Here is a 20,186-nt window from a genome sequence, read left to right as displayed (position 1 = left end):
TCGAGCCGACCGGTACCGGCTCGGGAATGCCGGCCGTGACCCGCTGACGAAGATGCGACGTGTCGTGATTCGGACGCGTCCGCCCTAGTGACGGATGACCGCGGCGGGGCGAGCCTGGTGCGATGCACTGGAGATCATCTGTTCTGGTCCTGACCTGCGTCGGCACCCTCGTCGCGGGCACCGCCGGAGCCGCGGGCGCGGCCCCCGGCCCGACGGCGGCACCGCCATCCGCGGCCACCGGACGTCACTCGGTCACCCTGCTCACCGGTGACGTCGTCCAGGTCGAACGGCAGCCCGGCGGCAAGCAGGCCGCCACCGTCCAGCCCGCGCCCGGCCGGGAGAAGATCCGGTTCCACCAGCAGGAAGTCGACGGCCACCTCAGCGTCTTCCCCGAGGACGTCGCCCCGCGGCTGGGCTCGAAGCAGGTCGACCGGACCCTCTTCGACGTCACCGAGCTGATCGCCGAGGGCTACGCCGACGAGCAGTCGAAGACCCTCCCGCTGATCCTCACCTACCGCAAGGGCGCCGACCTCCGCGCCAAGGAGGCCGCCCCGGCCGCCGCCGAGCTGGGTGCGACGCTGACCAGCGTCAACGGCCGCTCCGCGCGGGCCAGCAAAGCCGACGCCGGCGCGTTCTGGACCTCGTCGGCGGGCAGCGCGATCGAGCGGATCTCCCTGGACCGCAAGGTGCGCGCCTCCCTCGACCGCAGCGTCCCGCAGATCGGCGCGCCCGAGGCGTGGGCCGCGGGCTACGACGGCACCGGCACCACGGTCGCGGTGCTCGACACCGGCTACGACCCCACCCACCCCGACCTGGCCGGTCGCGTGAAGGAGGCGGTCAACTTCACGACCAGCCCCGACACCACCGACCACTTCGGCCACGGCACGCACGTCGCCTCGACCATCGCGGGCTCCGGCGCGGCCTCGGGCGGCCGGCTCAAGGGTGCCGCGCCGGGCGCGAAACTGCTCGTCGGCAAGGTGCTCGACGACGACGGCTTCGGCTACGAGTCCTGGGTCCTCGCCGGGATGGAGTGGGCGGCGCACTCCGGCGCCAAGGCGGTCAACATGAGCCTCGGCGGCGGCCCGACCGACGGCACCGACGAGCTCAGCCTCGGTCTCGAAGCGCTCAGCGCGCAGACCGGCACGCTCTTCGTGGTGGCCGGCGGCAACGACGGCGAACAGGGCGCGTACACGATCGGCTCGCCCGGCACCGCCGAAGCCGCGCTGACCGTCGGCGCCGTCGGCCGTGACGAGAAACTGGCGCCGTTCTCCAGCCGCGGCCCGCGCCTGGGCGACAACGCCGTCAAGCCGGACATCACCGCTCCCGGCGTCGGCATCGTCGCCGCCCGCGCCGCGGGTACCGCCATGGGCGACGTCGTCGACGACCACTACACCGCCGCTTCGGGCACCTCGATGGCGACGCCGCACGTCGCGGGCGCGGCGGCGATCCTCGCCCAGCAGCACCCCGATTGGAAGGGCAGCCAGCTCAAGGACGCGCTGTCCAGCACTTCCCTGACCGCCACCGGGCTCTCGGTGTTCGAGCAGGGCGGCGGCCGGGTCGACGTGGCGCGCGCGGTGAAGCAGAAGGTCTTCGCCACCGGCACGCTCGACCTCGGCGCGGTCGAGGACGGCAAGGCGCCGGTGTCCAAGCAGGTCACCTACACCAACGTCGGCACCACGCCGGTCTCCCTGAAGCTCGCCCTCGACGCCAAGTCCCTGGCCGGCGTCCCCGCCGCCGACGGGATCCGGCTCGGCAAGTCCACTGTGGACGTCCCGGCCGGCGGGAGCACGACGGTGACGATCACCGGCGACCCGGCGAAACTGGCGGCGGGCACCTACAGCGGACGGCTCACCGCGACCGCCGACGGCGTGGTCGTGCACACCTCGCTCGGCGCGGACAAGACCGCGCCGAAGTACAAGGTCACCCTCACCGCCCTCGACCTGCAGGGCAAGCCGACGGGCGCGCCGTGGCTGCTGATGTACGGCGAGGACTACCGCTTCGACGTCAACACCTGGCTGGGCGGCGGCAGCCTGACGGTCGAACTCGGCGCGGGCGTGTACTACCTGACCGCCCAGGTCGACGGCGTCCAGAGCAGTGACTACGTCTACCAGGTCGTCCAGCCGGAGATCCGGGTCACCGGCGACACGACCATCGTGCTGGACGCCCGCAAGGCGGTGAAGGTGCAGATCGAGACCCCGAAACCGTCGGAACAGGCCGGGATCTGGAGCTACTACACCTACCGGGAACTCGGTTCGCGCAAGATCGCGAACTACGCCATGCAGTTCGACTACGCCCGCGAACTCTGGGTCACGCCGACGCCGAAGGTGACGACCGGGGCCTTCGAGTTCGGCTCCCGCTGGTCGAGGATCGCGCCACCGTTGACGGCGAACGTCCTGGGCGGCCGTGACCCGCTCACGACCCGCTACGTCGCCGGATCGCCCAAACTGGACGGTTGGCGGCTCCTGCAAGCCGTGTCCGCGGGGCAGGGCAAACCGGCGGACTTCACGACGGCGAACGTCCGCGGGAAGGTCGCGATCGTCGACCCGGACCCGGCCGACTACAACCGCGACGAGGTCTCCCGCGCCGCCGCGGACGCCGGGGCGGCGATGGTCTTCATCACCGTGCCGGACGGCTGGGGGACCGCGTCGGTGCCGTCGATCAGCGCGGCCCCGTACCTGACGATCCCGACCGTCCAGCTCGACCGCGACGACGGCGTGGCGCTGCTCGCCAAGCTCAAGTGGTTCCCGGCTTTCCTGAGCCTGCGGGGGATCGCGGTCAGCCCGTACCTCTACGACGTGGTGCAGACCGAGCGCGACCGGATCCCGGCGAAGATCGTCCACCAGGTCACCGCGGCGAACACCGCGACCGTCACCACCCACTACCGGCAGACCGGCAGCGGCGGCCAGGCCAAGGAACAGCGGTTCGCGTGGAAGCCGTGGCAGGACTTCGCCGTCAACGAGTACCAGCGGTACGTGTCGACGCCGTCGACCCGGGAGGAGTACGTCAGCTCGGGGGACATCCGGTGGCAGCACCGGGTCAAGCACGGCCTGGTCTGGGACGAGATGTCGCCGCTCGACGGCGGCATGACCACGGCACCGCGCACCTACACGGGCAAGGAAAACCTCACCGAGGACTGGTTCGCGCCGGTCGTCCGGCCCGCCATCCCGCGGGGCGTGCCGGGCATGGACTCGACACGCGAAGGTGACAGCCTCCGGATCCGGATCCCGGAGTTCGTCGACAGCCAGGCCGGGCACTACGGCTTCAACGAAGGCGACGACCAGGCCGCGCCGGCCACCACGTCGGCGAAGCTGTTCCGGGACGGCAAGCTCGTGTCGGAGCAGCCCTACGCGTACGGCACCTTCCCCGCCGGCGCCGACCCGGCGACCTACCGGCTCGACCTGTCGGTGCGGCGTGATTCGCCGGAGTGGCTGTTCGGCACCAGCACGCAGACGTCGTGGACGTTCCGCTCGGCCCGGTCGGCGGCACCGGCGCTGCTTCCGTTGCTGCAGCTGGACTACGCGGTGGACGCCGACGCCGGCAACCGGCTCCCGGCCGGTCGCCGGGCCAAGGTCGGCCTGACCGCGCGGTTCCAGGACGGGATGGCCGCGCCGGACGTGCGGTCGATGAAGGCCTGGGCGTCCTACGACGACGGCAAGACCTGGCGCGCCGTCGACGTCAAGCGCACCGGGAAGTCGTACGAGGCCACGATCGACCACCCGTCGCTCGGGGCCACGAACTCCTACGTCGCGTTGCGGGTGCAAGCCACCGACAGCGCGGGCGACATCGTCGACCAGACGGTGCTGCGGGCGTACGGGCTCAGCTCGAAATAGCGTCGCTCAGGGGCTCCGGGTGCCTTCCGCCGTCACGCGGCAGGAGGTGCCCGGGGCTCGGCTCGTCCAGCCAGCCGAGCTTGCTGGCCTGCCAGGCCAGCTGCATCCGGGTGCGGGCGTTGACCCGGCGCATGAGGTCCTGCAGGCGCCGCTGGACGGTCCGGTAGCTGACGTCGAGCTGGGTCGCGATCGACTTGTCGCTGACGCCGCCGATGAGCAGGGACAGCAGCCGCCGCTCGTCGGGGTCGAGGTGGCTCGTGGGCGCGGTGTCGCCGATCCGCAGCGGCGACGCGCGTTCCCAGTAGACCTCGAACAACGCGACCAGCGCGGACAGCAGGCTGCTTTCCCGGACGAGCGCGGCGGTGGGCTCGCCCGTGCTGTCGTGGCTGACCAGCGGGCACAGCGCCACCCGGCGGTCGGAGATGGCCAGGCGCACCGGCAGCTTCGAGATCGAGCGGGCGATCTCGCCGCCCTCGATGCCCTCCAGGACGTTGACGATCCGGCCGGGTTCCTCGAGCAGGCCGGTCTCGTAGATCACGCGGTACTGCACGCCGCGGGCCTGGGCCAGCGCCTCCTCGACGTTCTCCGACGCCGCCATCGCGACGTTGCCCTCCAGGCAGAACCACAGCGACTCTTCGCGGGCGCCGCGCTGGATGGCCAGCGCCTGCCGCCGGATCGCGTCCACCCCGGTGATGACCTCGACGAGCTGCGCGGAGTCCCGCCGCCGCGCGCTGCCGCGGTACTCCTCGGCGAGCTGGGTCACCGCGGCCCTGGCGGCCTCCAGCTTCTCCTGGCCGTGCACCAGCAGCGGGCCGAGCGAGACGTCCGGCGGGGCGGACACGTAGTACCCGTCGGCCCGGTTGACGAGCCCCTTCGCCAGCAGGACCTCCAGGATCGGCTCCACCTCGCCGCGGTCCACGCCGAGCTTGCCGGCGATCTCGTCGGGCGCGGTCCGGTACCCGCCGACGACCACGCGGTAGACCCGTTCTTCGTCGGGAGTCATGCCCAGCGCTTCCAGCACACTGCCTCCTAGCCACGCGGCCAAAGGGGTCTCCATCGGCGTTGACGGCTCGTCGACAAGGTACAACGGGTGCGGACCGGTGCTGTCTGCCGATGGGGTCGAGCGACCGGGCGCGCAGGGTGGGTGATGGGCGGCTGGCGCACGGCCGGCGGGTCGCGTTCTACTGGGCGACGTCGAGCTTCCTCGGTGAGCCGGCCGGGCCGTATCAATACCACGAATCGGCTCTGCTGCGGGCGCTCGAGGCGTTGGAGGCCAGTCGCGCGGTGCGGCGCGAGGAGGTCGCTTCAGCGGCTACGTCGAGATCGAGCGGTGGCTCTCGGAGCTGCACGACGAGTTCGCCGAACGGGCGGCGCCCGATGGGGTGAACTTATCGGGCGGCAGGGGCACGAGTACGACTCCGAGAAGGATCCGAACGCCGCTGAAGGAGATCGGCGGAAAGGTCTACAAAGGAGGCCGGAAGTGCGATGATCACCACCCGGACGGCCAAAAGCGACCGCCGACGAGGCGCGGCAACACCCGGCCGAAGAAGGAGCGGACGAAAACCCCTGCAGGGACTCGGTTCGTCGCCCTTCCGTCGGGGATCGCGGTGCTCTACGAGGAGCTGATGGACAGCCACCGGGAGCCGTTCGTGTTGTGTACGCCGGGAGGGGCATCCGTGGCGCCGGTCGAACTTCCGGATCCGGTTCTGGCGGCCGGCGTGGGACGGTGTCGAGCTCGACGCCGGGGCGGGAAGCGGCGCCCGCCGATCCTGACCTTCCACGAAGCTGGTGTCGTGGTTCCCGCACCTACGGTCTGGGCATGCCGTGCCGGTGGGGGTGTCATCGCCATCTGACGACTGAAGCCCTGCCCCTCCGAGGAGGAACAGGGCTTCAGTCCTGCGAAATCAGGTGGTGCGCGATACTGGGATTGAACCAGTGACCTCTTCCGTGTCAGGGAAGCGCTCTCCCGCTGAGCTAATCGCGCGAGGTGGAGACGGGATTCGAACCCGTGTACACGGCTTTGCAGGCCGTTGCCTCGCCTCTCGGCCACTCCACCGTGACAGGCTCGAGAGCCTACCGAGCGGATGACGGGATTCGAACCCGCGACCCTCACCTTGGCAAGGTGATGCGCTACCAGCTGCGCTACATCCGCATTCCGCAGCTCCGGAAGTCTGTGCCCCCGTCGCCGTGGTGTGGGAAAACCATATCGGACCCCGAAAACGGCGGCGACACCGGGGTGTCACTCCGCCGTTGCAAGCCCGTCATCAGGCCAGATCGTGGGGGATGAGGTGGGTGAGCGCGTCGTCGACGTCGACCCACAGGTGCTCGTTGCCCGGGAGGACCACGTCGTACGTGCGGTCGAGGAAGTCGGCCAGCTCCTGGGCGGACGCCTCGAACATGGCGTGCCCGGAGGGCGAGTTCAGCTCGATCAGCACGGACTCGGGGTCCTCGACGGACGGGCGGATGCGGACGTCCCCGTCACCCGCGTCGGCCAGGAGGCCGTCCGCGAGGAGGTCGCGTGCGTACACCCATTCGACCCAGCCGGCGCGGCCGGTGCGGAAGGCGGCGACGACCGCGTACGGGTCGCGTGTGTCGTAGCGCAGCTCCACCTTCACCGGAACCGCGGGGGTCCGCGGCGCCAGCAGGTCGAAGACCGCCGTCGAGCGGAGCGTCACGTGATCGTTGCGCATCGTCCTACCCTTCGTCTCCCTTCCCGGCCCGGCCCGGCCGAGGGCGTCACCAAGTGGGACGCTTCGGGAGGCCGTTTCCGTCGCGGGTGCGCCGCAGATCACCCGTCCGGGCCCATGAGCCGCCGTCTGCCGTCCGTGACCACCCCACGGCGCGCGTGTGACCGCGCACCCCGCGGGGGCCCACGCCTCCATACTGCGCGGTTTAGTCGCCGGGCGATAGCACCGTCGCACGGATGTCGAACGTGGCGTCGGGCGGCCCCCGGCCGCGACAACCCCGGCTAGCTCGGGGTTGTTCGTTCCGTACTCGCCGGTAAGCGGAGTGTGGTCGGCGAGGACCACCCGTTTGCAGGCGCCCGGAAGTCGTACGCTAAAGTTCCGGTACCACCGCGAGCGGGCGATTAGCTCAGGGGGAGAGCGCTTCGTTCACACCGAAGAGGTCACTGGTTCGATCCCAGTATCGCCCACCGAAGCTCGACGCCGAAAGCCCCGGACAAATCCGTCCGGGGCTTTCGGCGTTTCACCCGTCCCCAGGTCGGCTCGGCTTTCCGGGCCGCGCGCGGCCCGGCCGAACCGGAGTGAACGGTCCGTTCGGGCCGGCCGTATCTGTTCGGTAGAGCGGTTCGCGCCCCCGCCGGGAGGGGCCGCCGGAACCGCCTCGGGAATTTGCCGCCGCGGCGGACTTCTGTCGAACCGGACCCCGTGGGAGGGCTCATGTGATCCTCGGCACGTGCGGGTGGCCGGTGCGGCGGGCCACATGCGACAAAAACCGGCGCGTGTGACGGTGTGACGACGAACGTCACCGTCCGCGCACGAGCCGTCCTCGTGTCGCCGTCCGCGCCGCGGCCTGGTCCACTGTGGACGTCGACGGGGACGCAGTGTCCACAGTAGATTTCCGGGGTCCCGTTCGGCCGTTCGGCAGCGCGTGGTCCACCCGGGTGCGGGCAACGCCGGATACGACTACGGATTGTAATATTCGTGGGGATACGCCCTATTACCCATCGTCATCATCTTGTTATCTTGCGGCGATTTTCTGGCGGGGAAGACGCGCAGCATGTGGCTGGAAATCCTTGTAACGATGCTGAGAGAGTCGCCGATACCTTGCCGTGTGAAGCCTCTCCGGGCACTGCGCGACAGCTGAGTCTCGATGACTCTCCGAAATCACCGTCGGTGACGCAGCGTGCCTGTGAGATCAACCGGACCCTGTTCACGGGAGGTCAGATGGAAGAGTCGGTGCGGCCTTCGTACACGGTGAGCCAGCCACCGCCGCACATCGACCTCCAGGCCATCCCGCGTCCCGCCAAGAAGGACGAGCGCCCCACGGCGACACCGTCCCCCAAGGCGTTGCCGGCGGCCTGGGAAGCGAGATACAGAGCCTGGGTCATCGGCAGCGACGTGTTCATCACGCTGCTGGTGATCGCGATCAGCGCGTTCGTCATCGATCGCGTTGCCCCGCACGACATGCACGCCTTCGGCACGATGCTGGCGATCTTCGTCTCGCTGCCGGTCAGCCGGGCCTGGAGCCCGCGCGTGCTCGGCGAAGGCGCGGAGGAGTACCGGACGCTGGGCCGGGGCTTCATCACCGCCGCCGTCCTGGTCGCGCTGGGCGGCCTGCTGTTCGGCGCGCTCGAGGTCCAGGTCTGGGTGTTCGTCGTCGTGCCGGCCATCGCGCTCGTCGCGTTCCCGCAGCGGTACCTGCTGCGCCAGGTCCTGCACCGCAAGCGCGCCAAGGGGCTCTGCCTGCTGCCGGTGATGGCCGCGGGCAGCCCGGAGACCGTCGCCGACCTGATCGCCCGCACCCGCTCGGAAGTGCACGTCGGCTGGCGCGTCGAGGCCGTCTGCACCTTCAGCGGCCACGGCGAAGAGCGCGACAGCGGCGAGATCGACGGCGTCCCGGTCGTGGGACGGCTCGAGGAGCTGTCCCGCCACGTGCGCCGCGGCGGCTACCGGGTCGTGGCCATCACCGCGGACCAGTACTGGACGCCGAAGCGCCTGCAGCGACTGGCCTGGGACATGGAGGGGACCGGTGCGGAGATGGTCGTCGCGCCGGTGCTGATGGAGGTCGCCGGCCCGCGGCTCAACGTCACCGGCGTGCTCGGGATGCCCCTGCTGCGCGTCACGGCGCCGATGTTCACCGGCGGGCGCCGGGTGGTGAAGGAGATCGTCGACCGCTGCGGCTCGGCGCTGCTGCTGACCGTGCTCTCGCCCCTGCTGCTGGTGATCGCGCTCGCGATCAAGCTGAACGACCGCGGCCCGGTGATCTACCGCCAGCGCCGCGTCGGCCGCGACGGCGCCGTCTTCACCATGCTCAAGTTCCGCACGATGGTCACCAACGCCGACCAGATCAAGCAGACGCTGGCCGCGGACAACGAAGGCGCGGGGCCGCTGTTCAAGATGAAGCGCGATCCGCGGATCACCCGCGTGGGTGGTTTCCTGCGCCGGTATTCGCTCGACGAGGTGCCCCAGCTGTTCAACGTCGTGGCCGGGAAGATGTCGCTCGTCGGTCCGCGCCCGCCGCTGCCGGAGGAAACGGCGCAGTACGCGCCCGACGCCCGACGCCGCCTGCTGGTGAAGCCCGGCCTGACCGGCCTGTGGCAGGTGAGCGGCCGCAGCGACCTCACGTGGGCCGAGAGCATCCGGCTCGACCTGCGCTACGTCGAGGACTGGTCCCTGGCGCTGGACCTGGTGATCCTCTGGAAGACCTTCCGCGCGGTGATGGGCGGCCAGGGCGCCTACTGAGCCGACCGACCGCGCGCTTCGCACCACGGCCGCCGACCCCGCTGGAGGGGGTCGGCGGCCGTGCTCGTTCCGGGGCCGAAGCGCCCGCGACCCGATCGGGTGACCCGCTGCTCGCTCCCCGCTGTGATCCACGCAACTGGTTGAACGCGAAATAGTTCAATGCTCAACCTAGTTGCACCGGGTACCGACCAACGGAAGGAACCCAGCCCCATGACCACCTTTGCCGAGCAGACCGAAGGCCTCCAGGTCCCCGCGGACGTCCAGAACCTCCTCTTCCGCGAGGCCCGCACGGCCAACAGTTTCAGCTCCGAGCCGGTGACCGAGGAGCAGGTCCGCGCGATCTACGACCTCGTCAAGTGGGCCCCGACGTCGATGAACACCCAGCCGCTGCGCGCGCTGGTGCTGCGTACCGCCGAGGCGAAGGCCCGCCTGCTCCCGCACCTGGCCCCGGGCAACCGGGACAAGACCGAAGCCGCGCCGCTGACCGTCGTGCTCGCCGCGGACGTCGACTTCCACGAAAACATCCCGCAGGTCTTCCCGCACAACCCGGGGGTCAAGGACAACTTCTCCGACGAGCAGGGCCGCCTCGAGTTCGCCAAGCTCAACTCGCTGCTGCAGGTCGGCTACTTCATCATCGGCGTCCGCGCCGCCGGCCTGGCCGCCGGCCCGATGACCGGCTTCGACGCCCAGGGCGTCGACGACGAGTTCTTCGCGGGCAAGAAGTGGCGCTCGCTGGTCGTGGTGAACGTCGGCAAGCCGGGCGAGAACCCGTGGTTCGACCGCCTGCCGCGCCTCGACTTCGACCAGGTCGTCGAGACCCTCTGACGCTCTCGGGAGGGGCCGCTCCGGGCACCCGGGGCGGCCCGTTCCGCGTTCCCGGACGCGGGTGAGGCGCGCGCGAGCCGCCGACTAGCATCGACGGGGTCGTCTTTGTCACTCCAGCTTGAGGAGCCGATCGTGTCCCAGTCGCCCCCCGTTTCCCCCGTGGCCGCCTCCCGTGTGGCGGTACCGGCGGGCACTACGGCGGGCGCGGCGGTCCGCGAAGCCGGCCTGCCGACCAAGGGCGAGGACACGATCGTCGTCGTGCGCGACGCCGAAGGGAAGCTGCGCGACCTCGCCTGGGCCCCCGAAGCCGACGCCGAGGTCGAGCCGGTCGCCGCGAACACCGAGGACGGGCGCAGCGTCATCCGCCATTCGGCGGCCCACGTGCTCGCCCAGGCCGTCCAGCAGCAGTTCCCGGACGCCAAGCTCGGCATCGGCCCGCCGGTGAAAGACGGCTTCTACTACGACTTCGCGGTCGACACTCCGTTCACCCCGGAGGACCTGCAGGCGCTCGAAAAGCGCATGAAGCAGATCGTGAAGGGCGCCCAGCAGTTCTCCCGGCGCGTTTTCGACTCCGTCGACGAGGCCAAGAAAGAGCTCGCCGACGAGCCGTTCAAGCTCGAACTGGTCGACCTCAAGTCCGAAGTGGACACCTCCGAAGTGATGGAGGTGGGCGAGGGCGAACTCACCATCTACGACAATCTCGACCCGCGCACCAAGGAACGTGTCTGGAGTGACCTCTGCCGTGGTCCGCACGTGCCGACCACGAAGTTCATCCCGGCGTTCAAGCTGACCCGCGTCGCCGCCGCGTACTGGCGGGGGAGCGAGAAGAACCCGCAGCTGCAGCGGATCTACGGCACCGCGTGGGAGTCGGCCGAAGCGCAGGACGCCTACCTGGAGCGCATCGCCGAGGCCGAGCGCCGCGACCACCGCAAGCTCGGTGCCGAACTGGACCTGTTCTCCTTCCCCGAGGAGATCGGCTCCGGCCTGCCGGTGTTCCACCCCAAGGGCGGCATCATCCGCCGCGAGCTGGAGAACTACTCCCGCCGCCGCCACGAAGAGGCCGGCTACGAGTTCGTGAACACCCCGCACATCAGCAAGGGCGAGCTGTTCCACACCTCCGGCCACCTGCCGTACTACGCGGACACGATGTTCCCGCCGGTGCAGTTCGACGAGGAGAACTACTACCTCAAGGCCATGAACTGCCCGATGCACAACCTGATCTTCCGCTCGCGCGGGCGGTCCTACCGCGAGCTGCCGCTGCGGCTGTTCGAGTTCGGCACCGTCTACCGCTACGAGAAGTCGGGCGTCGTGCACGGCCTCACCCGCGTGCGCGGGCTGACGATGGACGACTCGCACATCTACTGCACCAAGGAGCAGATGCCGGGCGAGCTCCGGTCGCTGTTGAAGTTCGTCCTCGACCTGCTGGCCGACTACGGCCTCTCCGACTTCTACCTCGAGCTGTCCACCCGCGGCGACTCCGACAAGTTCATCGGCGAGGACTGGGAGTGGGAGGAGGCCACCGAGACGCTGCGGCAGGCCGCCGTCGACTCCGGTCTCGAGCTGGTCCCGGACCCGGGCGGCGCGGCCTTCTACGGCCCCAAGATCTCCGTGCAGGCGAAGGACGCCATCGGCCGCACCTGGCAGATGTCGACCATCCAGCTGGACTTCAACCAGAACAAGCGGTTCGAGCTCGAGTACACCGCGCCGGACGGCTCGCGCCAGACGCCGGTGATGATCCACCGCGCGCTCTTCGGTTCGATCGAGCGCTTCTTCGGCGTGCTGACCGAGCACTACGCGGGCGCGTTCCCGGCGTGGCTCGCGCCGGTGCAGGTGGTCGGCATCCCGATCACCGCCGACCAGGTCGAGCACCTGCAGGGCATCGAGAAGGCGTTGCGCGCCAAGGGCATCCGCGCCGAGGTCGACGCGAGCGACGACCGCATGCAGAAGAAGATCCGCACGCACACCACGCAGAAGGTGCCGTTCATGCTGCTGGCCGGCGCGAAGGACGTCGAGGCGGGCGCGGTGTCGTTCCGCTTCCGCGACGGCGGCCAGATCAACGGCGTGCCGGTGGAGAAGGCCGTCGAGGCGATCGCGGAGTGGGTCGGGCGCCGCGAAAACGCGTCGCCGTCGGCCGAGGCGCTGGAGACGGTCGTTCGGTGAGTGAGCCGCCCGAACTCGTCGAGCAGCAGGGCGTCGGGGTCCAGGACGCGTTCCAGCGCCTCTGGACCCCGCACCGGATGGCCTACATCAAGGGCCAGGACAAGCCGGACGGCGACGAAGACACCGGCTGCCCGTTCTGCCGCATCCCTTCCCTGGACGACAAAACGGGGTTGATCGTCGCCCGCGGCACCGTCGTGTTCGCGGTGCTGAACCTGTATCCGTACAACCCCGGGCACCTGATGGTGGTGCCGTACCGGCACGTCGCGGACTACACCGAGCTGACGGTGGAAGAGACGCTGGAGGTCGCCGAGTACACGCAGCACGCGATGAAGGTGATCCGCGCGGTCTCCGGCGCGCACGGCTTCAACATCGGCCTGAACCAGGGCGTGGTCGGGGGCGCGGGGATCGCCGCGCACCTGCACCAGCACCTGGTGCCGCGGTGGGGCGGGGACGCGAACTTCATGCCGGTGATCGGGCAGACGAAGGTGCTTCCGCAATTGCTGGGCGAAACGCGGGACCTGCTCGCCGACGCGTGGTGAACCGTTCGGAAAACGCTCGAACGCCGTAACCGGCAAACCGTGATTGAGTGTTCAACCGAGGGTATGATGGACGTATGTCCGAAACCCGATGGCTCAGCGACGACGAGCAGCGCGTCTGGCGTGAGTTCAACGCGGCCACCCGCATGCTCAGCGCGCACCTCGAAGGCCAGCTGCAGCACGACTCGGGCATGCCGCACACCTACTACGAAGTCCTCGTGGCGCTTTCCGAGGCCGAAGGCCGCCGGCTGCGGATGAGCGAGCTCGCCGACGCCCGCCAGGCGTCGCGCAGCCGGCTCTCGCACGCCGTCGCCCGGCTGGAAGCCAACGGCTGGGTGCGCCGGGAGGCCTGCCCGACCGACAAGCGCGGGGCCTGGGCCGTCCTCACGAAGGAGGGCTTCGCCGCGCTCGAAGCGGCCGCGCCCGGCCACGTCGAGGCCGTCCGTGAGAGCCTCTTCGACCCGCTGACGCCGGAGCAGGTCGCCGCGCTCGGGGAGATCAGTGCCGCGATCCGGCAGCGCCTCTCGCCGAAGTGCGCCGCCGCGCAGGCCGCGGAAGAGGAGCGGGAGCGCGAGGGCGAGCTCTCGAAATCGGGCTGACGCGGGGCGGCGCGTCGGTGCCGTCGTGCCGGGTGGATAGGCTGCATTCGCCCACCCGACCCTCGTAGCCAGGTGCCTCTGACGAAACGATGCTCAATATCTTCGCGCGTGCCTCCGTTTCCCGCGTCACCGATCCGATCGGCCAGGCGCTGGTCCGCGTCGGGCTGACCCCGAACGTGATGACCGTGCTCGGCACCGCCGGCGCCGTCGTCTGCGCCCTGGCCTTCTTCCCGAACGGCTACCTGCTCTGGGGCACCTTCACGGTGTGGGGCTTCGCCATGCTCGACCTGCTGGACGGCGCGATGGCCCGCGCCCGCGGCTACGGCACCCCGTTCGGCGCGGTGCTCGACGCCACCTGCGACCGGCTGGTCGACGGCGCGCTGTTCGCCGCCATCGCCTGGTGGTGCTTCGTCGTCGACGACAATCACCCGGCCGCCGCCGCGGCGCTGCTGTGCCTGGTGCTCGCCCAGGTCATCTCCTACGTCAAGGCCCGCGCCGACGCGTCCGGCCTGCCGGTCGACGGCGGGCTCGTCGAGCGCGCCGAGCGGCTGATCATCGCACTGGTCGGCACCGGTTTGCACGGCTTGGGCGTCCCGTACACCGTGGACGTCTCGCTCTGGCTGCTGGCCGTGCTGTCGGTCATCACCTTGCTGCAGCGCTTCGCCGCCGTGGCCAAAGCGGCACGCGAGGCCGCCGCCGGGGAGCAGCCGGCATGAGCGACCTGACCGAGCGGCTGAGCGCTTTCGGCTACGCGGCGGGCTGGCGGCTGGCCGGCTGGCTGCCCGCCGGGTTCGGCGGCACGGTCTTCTCACTCGGCGCCGACCTCGCCGTCAAGCGAGACGGCGGCGGTGTGCGGCAGCTGCGCGCCAACCTCGCCCGCGTCGTCCCGCAGGCCGACCCGGTCGAGATGGACGAGCTGACCCGGCGCGCGATGCGCTCGTACGCCCGCTACTGGCACGAGACGTTCCGGCTGCCGTCGATGGACCAGAAGGAGGTCAGCGACAAGGTCGCGGCCTCCATCACCGGCGTCGAGAACCTCGACGCGGCGCTCGCCGAGGGCAACGGCGCGGTGATGGCGCTGCCGCACAGCGGCAACTGGGACATCGCCGGCGTCTGGCTGGCCGGCTACCTCGGCGGGTTCACCACCGTCGCCGAACGCCTCAAGCCCGAGTCGCTCTACCGGCGGTTCGTCGAGTACCGGGAGTCGCTCGGCTTCGAGATCGTGCCGCTGACCGGCGACAGCTCCGCGATGCGCGTGCTGCTGAAGCGGCTGCGCGAGAACAAGGCGGTCTGCCTGGTCGGCGACCGCGACCTGACCACCAGCGGCATCCCGGTGAAGTTCTTCGGCGAGCAGGCCCGCTTCCCGGGCGGCCCGGCGCGGCTGGCCGCCACCACCGGCGCGGCGCTGATCCCGGCCGGCTGCTGGTTCACCGAGGACGGCTGGCAGATCCGGCTGCACCCGCGCATCCGCGTCACCGCGCGTGCCGAGGTCCCGGCCGCCACGCAGGCGCTGGCCGACATCTTCGCCGGCGACATCGCCGCGCACCCGGCCGACTGGCACATGCTGCAGAAGTTCTGGCCCGCCGACCTCGAGGCCGGCGAGCAGACCCCCCTCGAAGAAGCGAGCTGAGCGTGGCCGCGCGCCCGATGCGGGTCGGGATCGTCTGCCCCTACTCGTTCGACGTGCCCGGCGGGGTCCAGGGCCACGTGATCGACCTGACGAAGGCGCTGCTCTCCCGCGGGCACCAGGTCTCCGTGCTCGCGCCCGCCGACGACGACGCCGACCTGCCGGAGTTCGTGCACCCGGCGGGCAAGGCGCTCGGCATCCGGTACAACGGCTCGGTCGCGCGGCTGCAGTTCGGCCCGGTTTCCTACGCCCGCGTGCGGCGCTGGATCCGCGAGGGCGACTTCGACGTCCTGCACCTGCACGAGCCGGCCGCGCCCAGCCTTTCGCTGCTCGCGCTGCTCATCGCCGACGGCCCGATCGTGGCGACGTTCCACACCGCGACCACGCGCTCGCGCACGCTGTCGGCCTTCCAGCCGGTGCTGCGGCCGCTGCTGGAGAAGATCACCGCGCGGATCGCGGTGTCCGCGCTCGCCCGCCGGGTCCAGGTCGAGCACGCGGGCGGCGACGCCGTCGAGATCCCGAACGGCGTCGACGTCGAGTTCTTCTCCTCCGCGACGCCGTTGCCGGGCTACCCGCGGGCCGGTGGGACGGTCGGGTTCGTCGGCCGCTTCGGCGAGCCGCGCAAGGGGATGGGCGTGCTGCTGGAGGCGCTGCGGCGGATCCTCCCGGAGTTCGAAGACCTGCGGCTGGTCGTCGTCGGCCGCGGGGACGAGGACCAGCTCCGCCGCGACGCCGGTCCGGAGCTGGCGCCGCACCTCGAACTGCTCGGCCAGGCCGACGACTTCGTCAAGGCGCAGGCCCTGCGCAGCGTCGACGTCTACTGCGCGCCCAACACCGGCGGCGAGAGCTTCGGGATGATCCTGACCGAGGCGATGGCGGCGGGCACGGCGGTGCTGGCCAGCGACCTGGACTCGTTCCGGCGGGTGCTCGACGACGGCCACGCCGGGATGCTCACGGCGACCGGTGACCCCGAGGCGCTCGCGGACGGGCTGCGCGAGCTGCTCGGCGACCCGGCGCGCCGGGCGTCGCTGGCCGCGGCGGCGGGGGAGCACGTGACGGTGTTCGACTGGTCGGTCGTGGCCACCCAGGTGCTGCGCGTCTACGAGACGGCGATCGCCGCCGACCCCCGGCGGGTCGCGGCGCCGGAGCGGGAGTTCGCCCGGTGACGGTGTTCGAGTGGCTGCTCCCGCTGCTGGCCCTGGTCGTCGTGGCGGGCGGGCTGTTCCTGGTGGCGACGGCGAACCGGCTCGACCGGCTGCACGTCCGGACCGACGCGGGCTGGGCCGCTCTCGACGCGGCGCTGGCGCGGCGGGCGGTGGTGGCGCGCGCGGTCGCGGTGCTGCTGCACGACACCGGCCTGCGCACCCTGGCCGAGCGGGCCGAGACGGCGCCGCGGGCCGAGCGCGAGGCCGAGGAGAACGAGCTGACGCTGCAGCTGAGCCGCGTCGACCGGGCGGGCCTGCCCGCCGAGCTGGCCGAGGAGCTCACCGACGCCGAGCATCGGGTGGTGATCGCCCGCCGCGTCCACAACGACGCCGTCCGCGACACCCTGCGTCTGCGGCGGCGGCGCAAGGTCCGGTACTTCAAGCTGGCGGGCACGGCGCCGCTGCCGGAGTACTTCGAGTTCGCCGAGCCGGAGGTCTGACGTGTGGTGGGTGGTCGTCGAAGAACAGCGCGGCGGCGGGGACGGGCGCCACTGGAACGTCACCAAGACGAAGCCAGCGGGCGGGGACCGGGAGCACGCCGACGAGGTCGCGCGGCGGCTCGCGTTCGAACACCAACCCGTCCACCCGGCGTCGGTGAAGGAACGCAAGGTGCTGCGCGTGGGCGACGGCTACCTGGTGATCGCTACCGGCCGCACGGCGACGTTCCACTTCCGCGTCACGCTCGGCGAGACCGTGGCGGCACCGGCGTGAGCTGGTGGGTGGTCGTCGAGGAGCAGCGCGGTGCCGGTGACGGCCGGAGCTGGTCGTTGTCCGAGACCTTCTCCTACGCCGACCAGGCGAGCGCCGAAGCCGACGCGGAGCGGCTCGCGCGGGAGTACCAGCCGGTCTACCCGTGGTCGCCGAAGTCGCGGAAGGTGCTGCGCGGCGCCGGCGGGTACCTGGTGATCGTCGACGGCCGGACCTCGACGTTCCACTTCCGGCTGAGCGTGCTCGAAGAGATCTGAAACCGGGCCGCGCGCGGCTGCGTCGGACCGGCATGGGTTCGACGTGGTGGGTGGTCATCGAAGAGCAGGGCGGCGCGGGCGACGGCCGGGGCTGGGGCGTCGCCGACGCGGCGGGGTACGCGGACCGCGACGTCGCGTTCGGGGAGGCGCGCCTGCTGGCCGAGCAGCACCGGCCGCCGCGGCCGTCGTCACCGCAGAAGCGGGTCGTGCTGCGCGTGACCGACGGGTACCTGGTGCTGGTCAAGGGCAAGACCGACGTGTGGCAGTTCCGCGTGACGGTGGGCGAGCAGGCCGGCGGCTGACAGACTGGGCGCATGAGTGAGACCTGCGACGTCGCGCACGGCGCGGCGCCCGCCGACCCCGCCGTGCGGACCCTGGTGGCGGTGTTCGCGTCGCCGGTTTCGCGGCACCTGCTGATGTTCGCGCGCGAGCTCGGTTACCACGTCGCGCTGTACGAACCCGACCCCGCGCGGGCGACCGACGGGCCCGAGGGCGTCGAGGCGGAGACGACGTTGCCGCCGCTGGACGGCACCGCGGACGTCGTGGTCACCGACTACCACCGGCCCGAGCTCGGCGAGGTGCTGCAGGCCGCGTTGGCGGGGGAGCCGCGCTGGATCGGCGTGCTCGGCAACCCGCGGCACCCGGGCCCGCACGTGGCGGCGCTGCAGGGCCTGGGCGTACCCGAGGCCGACATCGCCCGCGTGCACCGGCCGGTCGGGCTGAACATCGGCTCGCGCACGCCGCCGGAGATCGCGATCGCCACGCTCGCCGGCCTGCTGGCCGACCGCAACAACCGCCCGGGCGGCTTCGACTTCTGAGGTGCCCCGGCCATCGTGAGTGTTCAGGGCGGTTAGAGCCGCCCTGAACACTCACGACCCGGGGCGCGGCGTTCAGTGGACCGCCATCCCTTCCGGCATCGGTTCGAAGCGGGCGTGGCGGCGGGTGAACGACGCCGTGCCCGACGTCATCGAGCGCAGGTCGATCAGGTACCGCAGCAGTTCCGTCGCCGGGACTTCGGCCCGGATCACCGTCCGGCCGCCGTCGCCGGCTTCGGTGCCCAGCACCCGGCCGCGCCGGGACGACAGGTCGCCCAGCACCGTGCCGAGGTGCTCGTCCGGGAGCCGGATCGCCACCTCCTCCAGCGGCTCGAGCATGGTGATGTGCCCGTTCGCCGCCGCCTCCCGCAGGGCCAGCGCGCCGGCCGTCTGGAACGCCGCGTCCGAGGAGTCGACGCTGTGCGCCTTGCCGTCGACCAGCGTCACCTTGACGTCGACCACCGGGTGCCCGTCGGCCAGCCCGCGCTGCAGCTGGGCCCGCACGCCCTTCTCCACGCTCGGGATGAACTGGTGGGGCACCGAACCGCCCACGACCTTGTCGACGAACTGGAACCCGCCGCCGCGGGGGAGCGGCTCGACCTCGATGTCGCAGACGGCGAACTGGCCGTGCCCGCCGGACTGCTTGACGTGCCGCCCGTGTCCCTTGGCCGGCTTGGCGAACGTCGCGCGCAGGCTGACCCTCACCGGTTCGGTGTCGACGTCCGCGCCGCCCGCGCGCAGCCGGGAGAGCACGACGTCGGCGTGGGCCTCGCCCATGCACCACAGCACCAGCTGGGCGGTTTCGGCGTTGCGGTCCAGCCGCAGCGTCGGGTCGCCGGCGACCAGCCGGGAGAGGTTGCGGGCGAGGGTGTCCTCGTCGCTGCGGGTCTTCGCGACCACCGCCACCGGCAGCAGCGGCTCCGGCATCGCCCACGGCTCCATCAGCAGCGGGTCGTCCGGGGAGGAGACGGTGTCTCCGGTCTCGGCCGAGCCGACCTTCGTCAGCGCGCACAGGTCGCCCGCGACGCAGAAGGGCACTTCCCGCAGGTTCGCGCCGAGCGGGGAGTAGAGGTGCGCGACGCGCTCGTCGGCGTCGTGGTCCTCGTGGCCGCGTTCGGCGAGACCGTGCCCGGACACGTGCACCGGGCGCTCGGGGCGCAGCGTCCCGGAGAACACCCGGACCAGCGACACCCGGCCGACGTAGGAGTCGACCGCCGTCCGGACGACCTCCGCGGCGAGGGGGCCCGCGGGGTCGGCGGAGAGGGCGGCGTGCGTCCCGCCGTCCGGCGTGGTGACGTCGGGCGGCTTGTGCTCCAGCGGCGAGGGGAACGCGCGGACGATCCCGTCGAGCACCTCGGTCAGGCCGATCCCGCTGGTCGAGCAGACCGGGATGACGGGGTGGAAGGAGCCGCGCGCGACGGCGGTTTCGAGGTCGGAGATCAGGACGTCCTCGGAGATCTCCTCCCCGGCGAGGTAGCGGTCCATCAAGGACTCGTCCTCGCTCTCGGCGATGATCCCTTCGATGAGCTCGTTGCGGGCCTCGGCCATCCGCTCGAGCTCGGCCGGGTCGGGCTCGCCCGGCTTCGGCGGCGGCCCGCCGGAGTAGTCGAAGTACCGCTGGGTGATCAGCCCGACCAGGCCGTTGCCCGCGGGCAAGTAGAGCGGCAGCACGCCGTCGCCGAACGCGGCCCGGCAGGCGGCGATCTCGGCCATCGCGTCGGCCCGGTGGTGGTCGAGCCGGGAGACGACGACCGCGCGCGGCATCCCGACCGCGGCGCACTCCTCCCACACCGCGACCGTCGCCGCGTCCACCCCTTCGGCGGCGCAGACGACGAACAGCGCCGCGTCGGCCGCGCGCAGCCCGGCCCGCAGCTCCCCGACGAAGTCCGCGTACCCCGGCGTGTCGATCAGGTTGATCTTGTGGCCCTGGTGCAGCACCGGGGCCACCGAGAGGCCGACCGAGCGCTGCTGGCGGACCGCCGCGGGGTCGTGGTCGCACACCGTGGTCCCGTCGACGACCGAACCCGCGCGCGGCACCGTGCCGGAGGCGGCGAGCAGGGCCTCGGTGAGGGTCGTCTTCCCCGAGCCGGACGGGCCGACGAGCACGACGTTGCGGACCTTCGCGGGGTCGTCCACAGCGACGGCGGCCCCGGTGTCGGCGTTCTTGGCTTGTCTGTCTGCCATGACGACTCCTCGGC

The 20,186-nt window shown here is 71.4% G+C and carries 17 protein-coding genes and 4 tRNA genes; 15 read left to right on the top strand and 6 right to left on the bottom strand.

Annotated elements, in window-relative coordinates:
• Positions 1–122: 122 nt before the first annotated feature.
• Complete coding sequence (locus MUY14_RS16840; protein ID WP_247023945.1) at positions 123–3,830, top strand: S8 family serine peptidase; 3,708 nt, start codon at positions 123–125, stop codon at positions 3,828–3,830.
• Here the strand turns inward: MUY14_RS16840 and MUY14_RS16835 are convergent.
• The 5 genes from MUY14_RS16835 to MUY14_RS16815 form a co-directional block, all read right to left on the bottom strand.
• Positions 3,817–4,851, bottom strand: coding sequence for a LuxR family transcriptional regulator (locus tag MUY14_RS16835; RefSeq protein WP_247023944.1), 1,035 nt, complete (start codon positions 4,849–4,851; stop codon positions 3,817–3,819). The genes MUY14_RS16840 and MUY14_RS16835 overlap by 14 nt on opposite strands.
• An 888-nt stretch (positions 4,852–5,739) precedes the next feature.
• Positions 5,740–5,814, bottom strand: a tRNA-Val gene (locus tag MUY14_RS16830).
• A 1-nt stretch (position 5,815) separates the two neighbouring features.
• Positions 5,816–5,886: transfer RNA gene (locus MUY14_RS16825), tRNA-Cys, on the bottom strand.
• 23 nt (positions 5,887–5,909) lie between these two features.
• A tRNA-Gly gene (locus MUY14_RS16820) sits at positions 5,910–5,982 on the bottom strand.
• A gap of 112 nt (positions 5,983–6,094) precedes the next feature.
• The gene (locus tag MUY14_RS16815; protein WP_033293569.1) at positions 6,095–6,520 is read right to left on the bottom strand and encodes an SsgA family sporulation/cell division regulator; all 426 of its coding nucleotides are present in this window, start codon (positions 6,518–6,520) and stop codon (positions 6,095–6,097) included.
• A 392-nt stretch (positions 6,521–6,912) separates the two neighbouring features.
• Between MUY14_RS16815 and MUY14_RS16810 the strand changes: the two genes are divergently transcribed.
• The 14 genes from MUY14_RS16810 (at position 6,913) to MUY14_RS16745 (ending at position 17,991) form a co-directional block, all read left to right on the top strand.
• A tRNA-Val gene (locus MUY14_RS16810) sits at positions 6,913–6,984 on the top strand.
• A gap of 754 nt (positions 6,985–7,738) precedes the next feature.
• Positions 7,739–9,256, top strand: a complete 1,518-nt coding sequence (locus MUY14_RS16805) for a sugar transferase (protein ID WP_247023943.1) — start codon at positions 7,739–7,741, stop codon at positions 9,254–9,256.
• A 210-nt stretch (positions 9,257–9,466) separates the two neighbouring features.
• A complete protein-coding gene (locus MUY14_RS16800) occupies positions 9,467–10,081 on the top strand; it encodes a malonic semialdehyde reductase (RefSeq protein WP_247023942.1) in 615 nt (204 codons plus the stop codon).
• A gap of 132 nt (positions 10,082–10,213) precedes the next feature.
• Positions 10,214–12,241 (top strand): threonine--tRNA ligase, encoded by a 2,028-nt coding sequence (gene thrS / locus MUY14_RS16795; RefSeq protein WP_247023941.1) that lies wholly within the window; start codon positions 10,214–10,216, stop codon positions 12,239–12,241.
• The gene (locus MUY14_RS16790) at positions 12,238–12,780 is read left to right on the top strand and encodes an HIT domain-containing protein (RefSeq protein ID WP_247023940.1); all 543 of its coding nucleotides are present in this window, start codon (positions 12,238–12,240) and stop codon (positions 12,778–12,780) included. Before thrS ends, MUY14_RS16790 begins: the two co-directional genes overlap by 4 nt.
• Positions 12,781–12,854: 74 nt before the next feature.
• Complete coding sequence (locus MUY14_RS16785; protein ID WP_247023939.1) at positions 12,855–13,376, top strand: MarR family winged helix-turn-helix transcriptional regulator; 522 nt, start codon at positions 12,855–12,857, stop codon at positions 13,374–13,376.
• An 89-nt stretch (positions 13,377–13,465) separates the two neighbouring features.
• Positions 13,466–14,092, top strand: a complete 627-nt coding sequence (gene pgsA, locus MUY14_RS16780) for a phosphatidylinositol phosphate synthase (protein ID WP_247023938.1) — start codon at positions 13,466–13,468, stop codon at positions 14,090–14,092.
• Positions 14,089–15,006 (top strand): phosphatidylinositol mannoside acyltransferase, encoded by a 918-nt coding sequence (locus MUY14_RS16775; protein ID WP_247023937.1) that lies wholly within the window; start codon positions 14,089–14,091, stop codon positions 15,004–15,006. Before pgsA ends, MUY14_RS16775 begins: the two co-directional genes overlap by 4 nt.
• Before the next feature lie 17 nt (positions 15,007–15,023).
• On the top strand, positions 15,024–16,169 hold the full coding sequence (locus tag MUY14_RS16770) for a glycosyltransferase family 4 protein (RefSeq protein WP_247025157.1): 1,146 nt from the start codon (positions 15,024–15,026) through the stop codon (positions 16,167–16,169).
• Positions 16,166–16,648, top strand: a complete 483-nt coding sequence (locus MUY14_RS16765; protein ID WP_247023936.1) for an NUDIX hydrolase — start codon at positions 16,166–16,168, stop codon at positions 16,646–16,648. Before MUY14_RS16770 ends, MUY14_RS16765 begins: the two co-directional genes overlap by 4 nt.
• Positions 16,649–16,658: 10 nt before the next feature.
• A complete protein-coding gene (locus MUY14_RS16760; protein ID WP_247023935.1) occupies positions 16,659–16,919 on the top strand; it encodes a hypothetical protein in 261 nt (86 codons plus the stop codon).
• Entirely contained in the window at positions 16,916–17,173 is a 258-nt protein-coding gene (locus MUY14_RS16755; RefSeq protein WP_247023934.1) for a hypothetical protein, read from the top strand. The genes MUY14_RS16760 and MUY14_RS16755 overlap by 4 nt, the downstream gene beginning before the upstream one ends.
• A 32-nt stretch (positions 17,174–17,205) precedes the next feature.
• On the top strand, positions 17,206–17,475 hold the full coding sequence (locus MUY14_RS16750; protein ID WP_247023933.1) for a hypothetical protein: 270 nt from the start codon (positions 17,206–17,208) through the stop codon (positions 17,473–17,475).
• Between the two features lie 12 nt (positions 17,476–17,487).
• Positions 17,488–17,991, top strand: a complete 504-nt coding sequence (locus tag MUY14_RS16745; RefSeq protein WP_247023932.1) for an XdhC family protein — start codon at positions 17,488–17,490, stop codon at positions 17,989–17,991.
• 72 nt (positions 17,992–18,063) lie between these two features.
• On the opposite strand, the gene MUY14_RS16740 is transcribed toward MUY14_RS16745, so the two are convergent.
• Complete coding sequence (locus tag MUY14_RS16740) at positions 18,064–20,172, bottom strand: elongation factor G-like protein EF-G2 (RefSeq protein WP_247023931.1); 2,109 nt, start codon at positions 20,170–20,172, stop codon at positions 18,064–18,066.
• Positions 20,173–20,186: the final 14 nt, after the last annotated feature.

This window comes from Amycolatopsis sp. FBCC-B4732 (genome assembly GCF_023008405.1).
Classification (GTDB): Bacteria; Actinomycetota; Actinomycetes; order Mycobacteriales; family Pseudonocardiaceae; genus Amycolatopsis; species Amycolatopsis pretoriensis_A.
The sequence above is the reverse complement of the archived record's forward strand: the minus strand, read 5'-3'. Positions and strand labels throughout refer to the sequence as shown.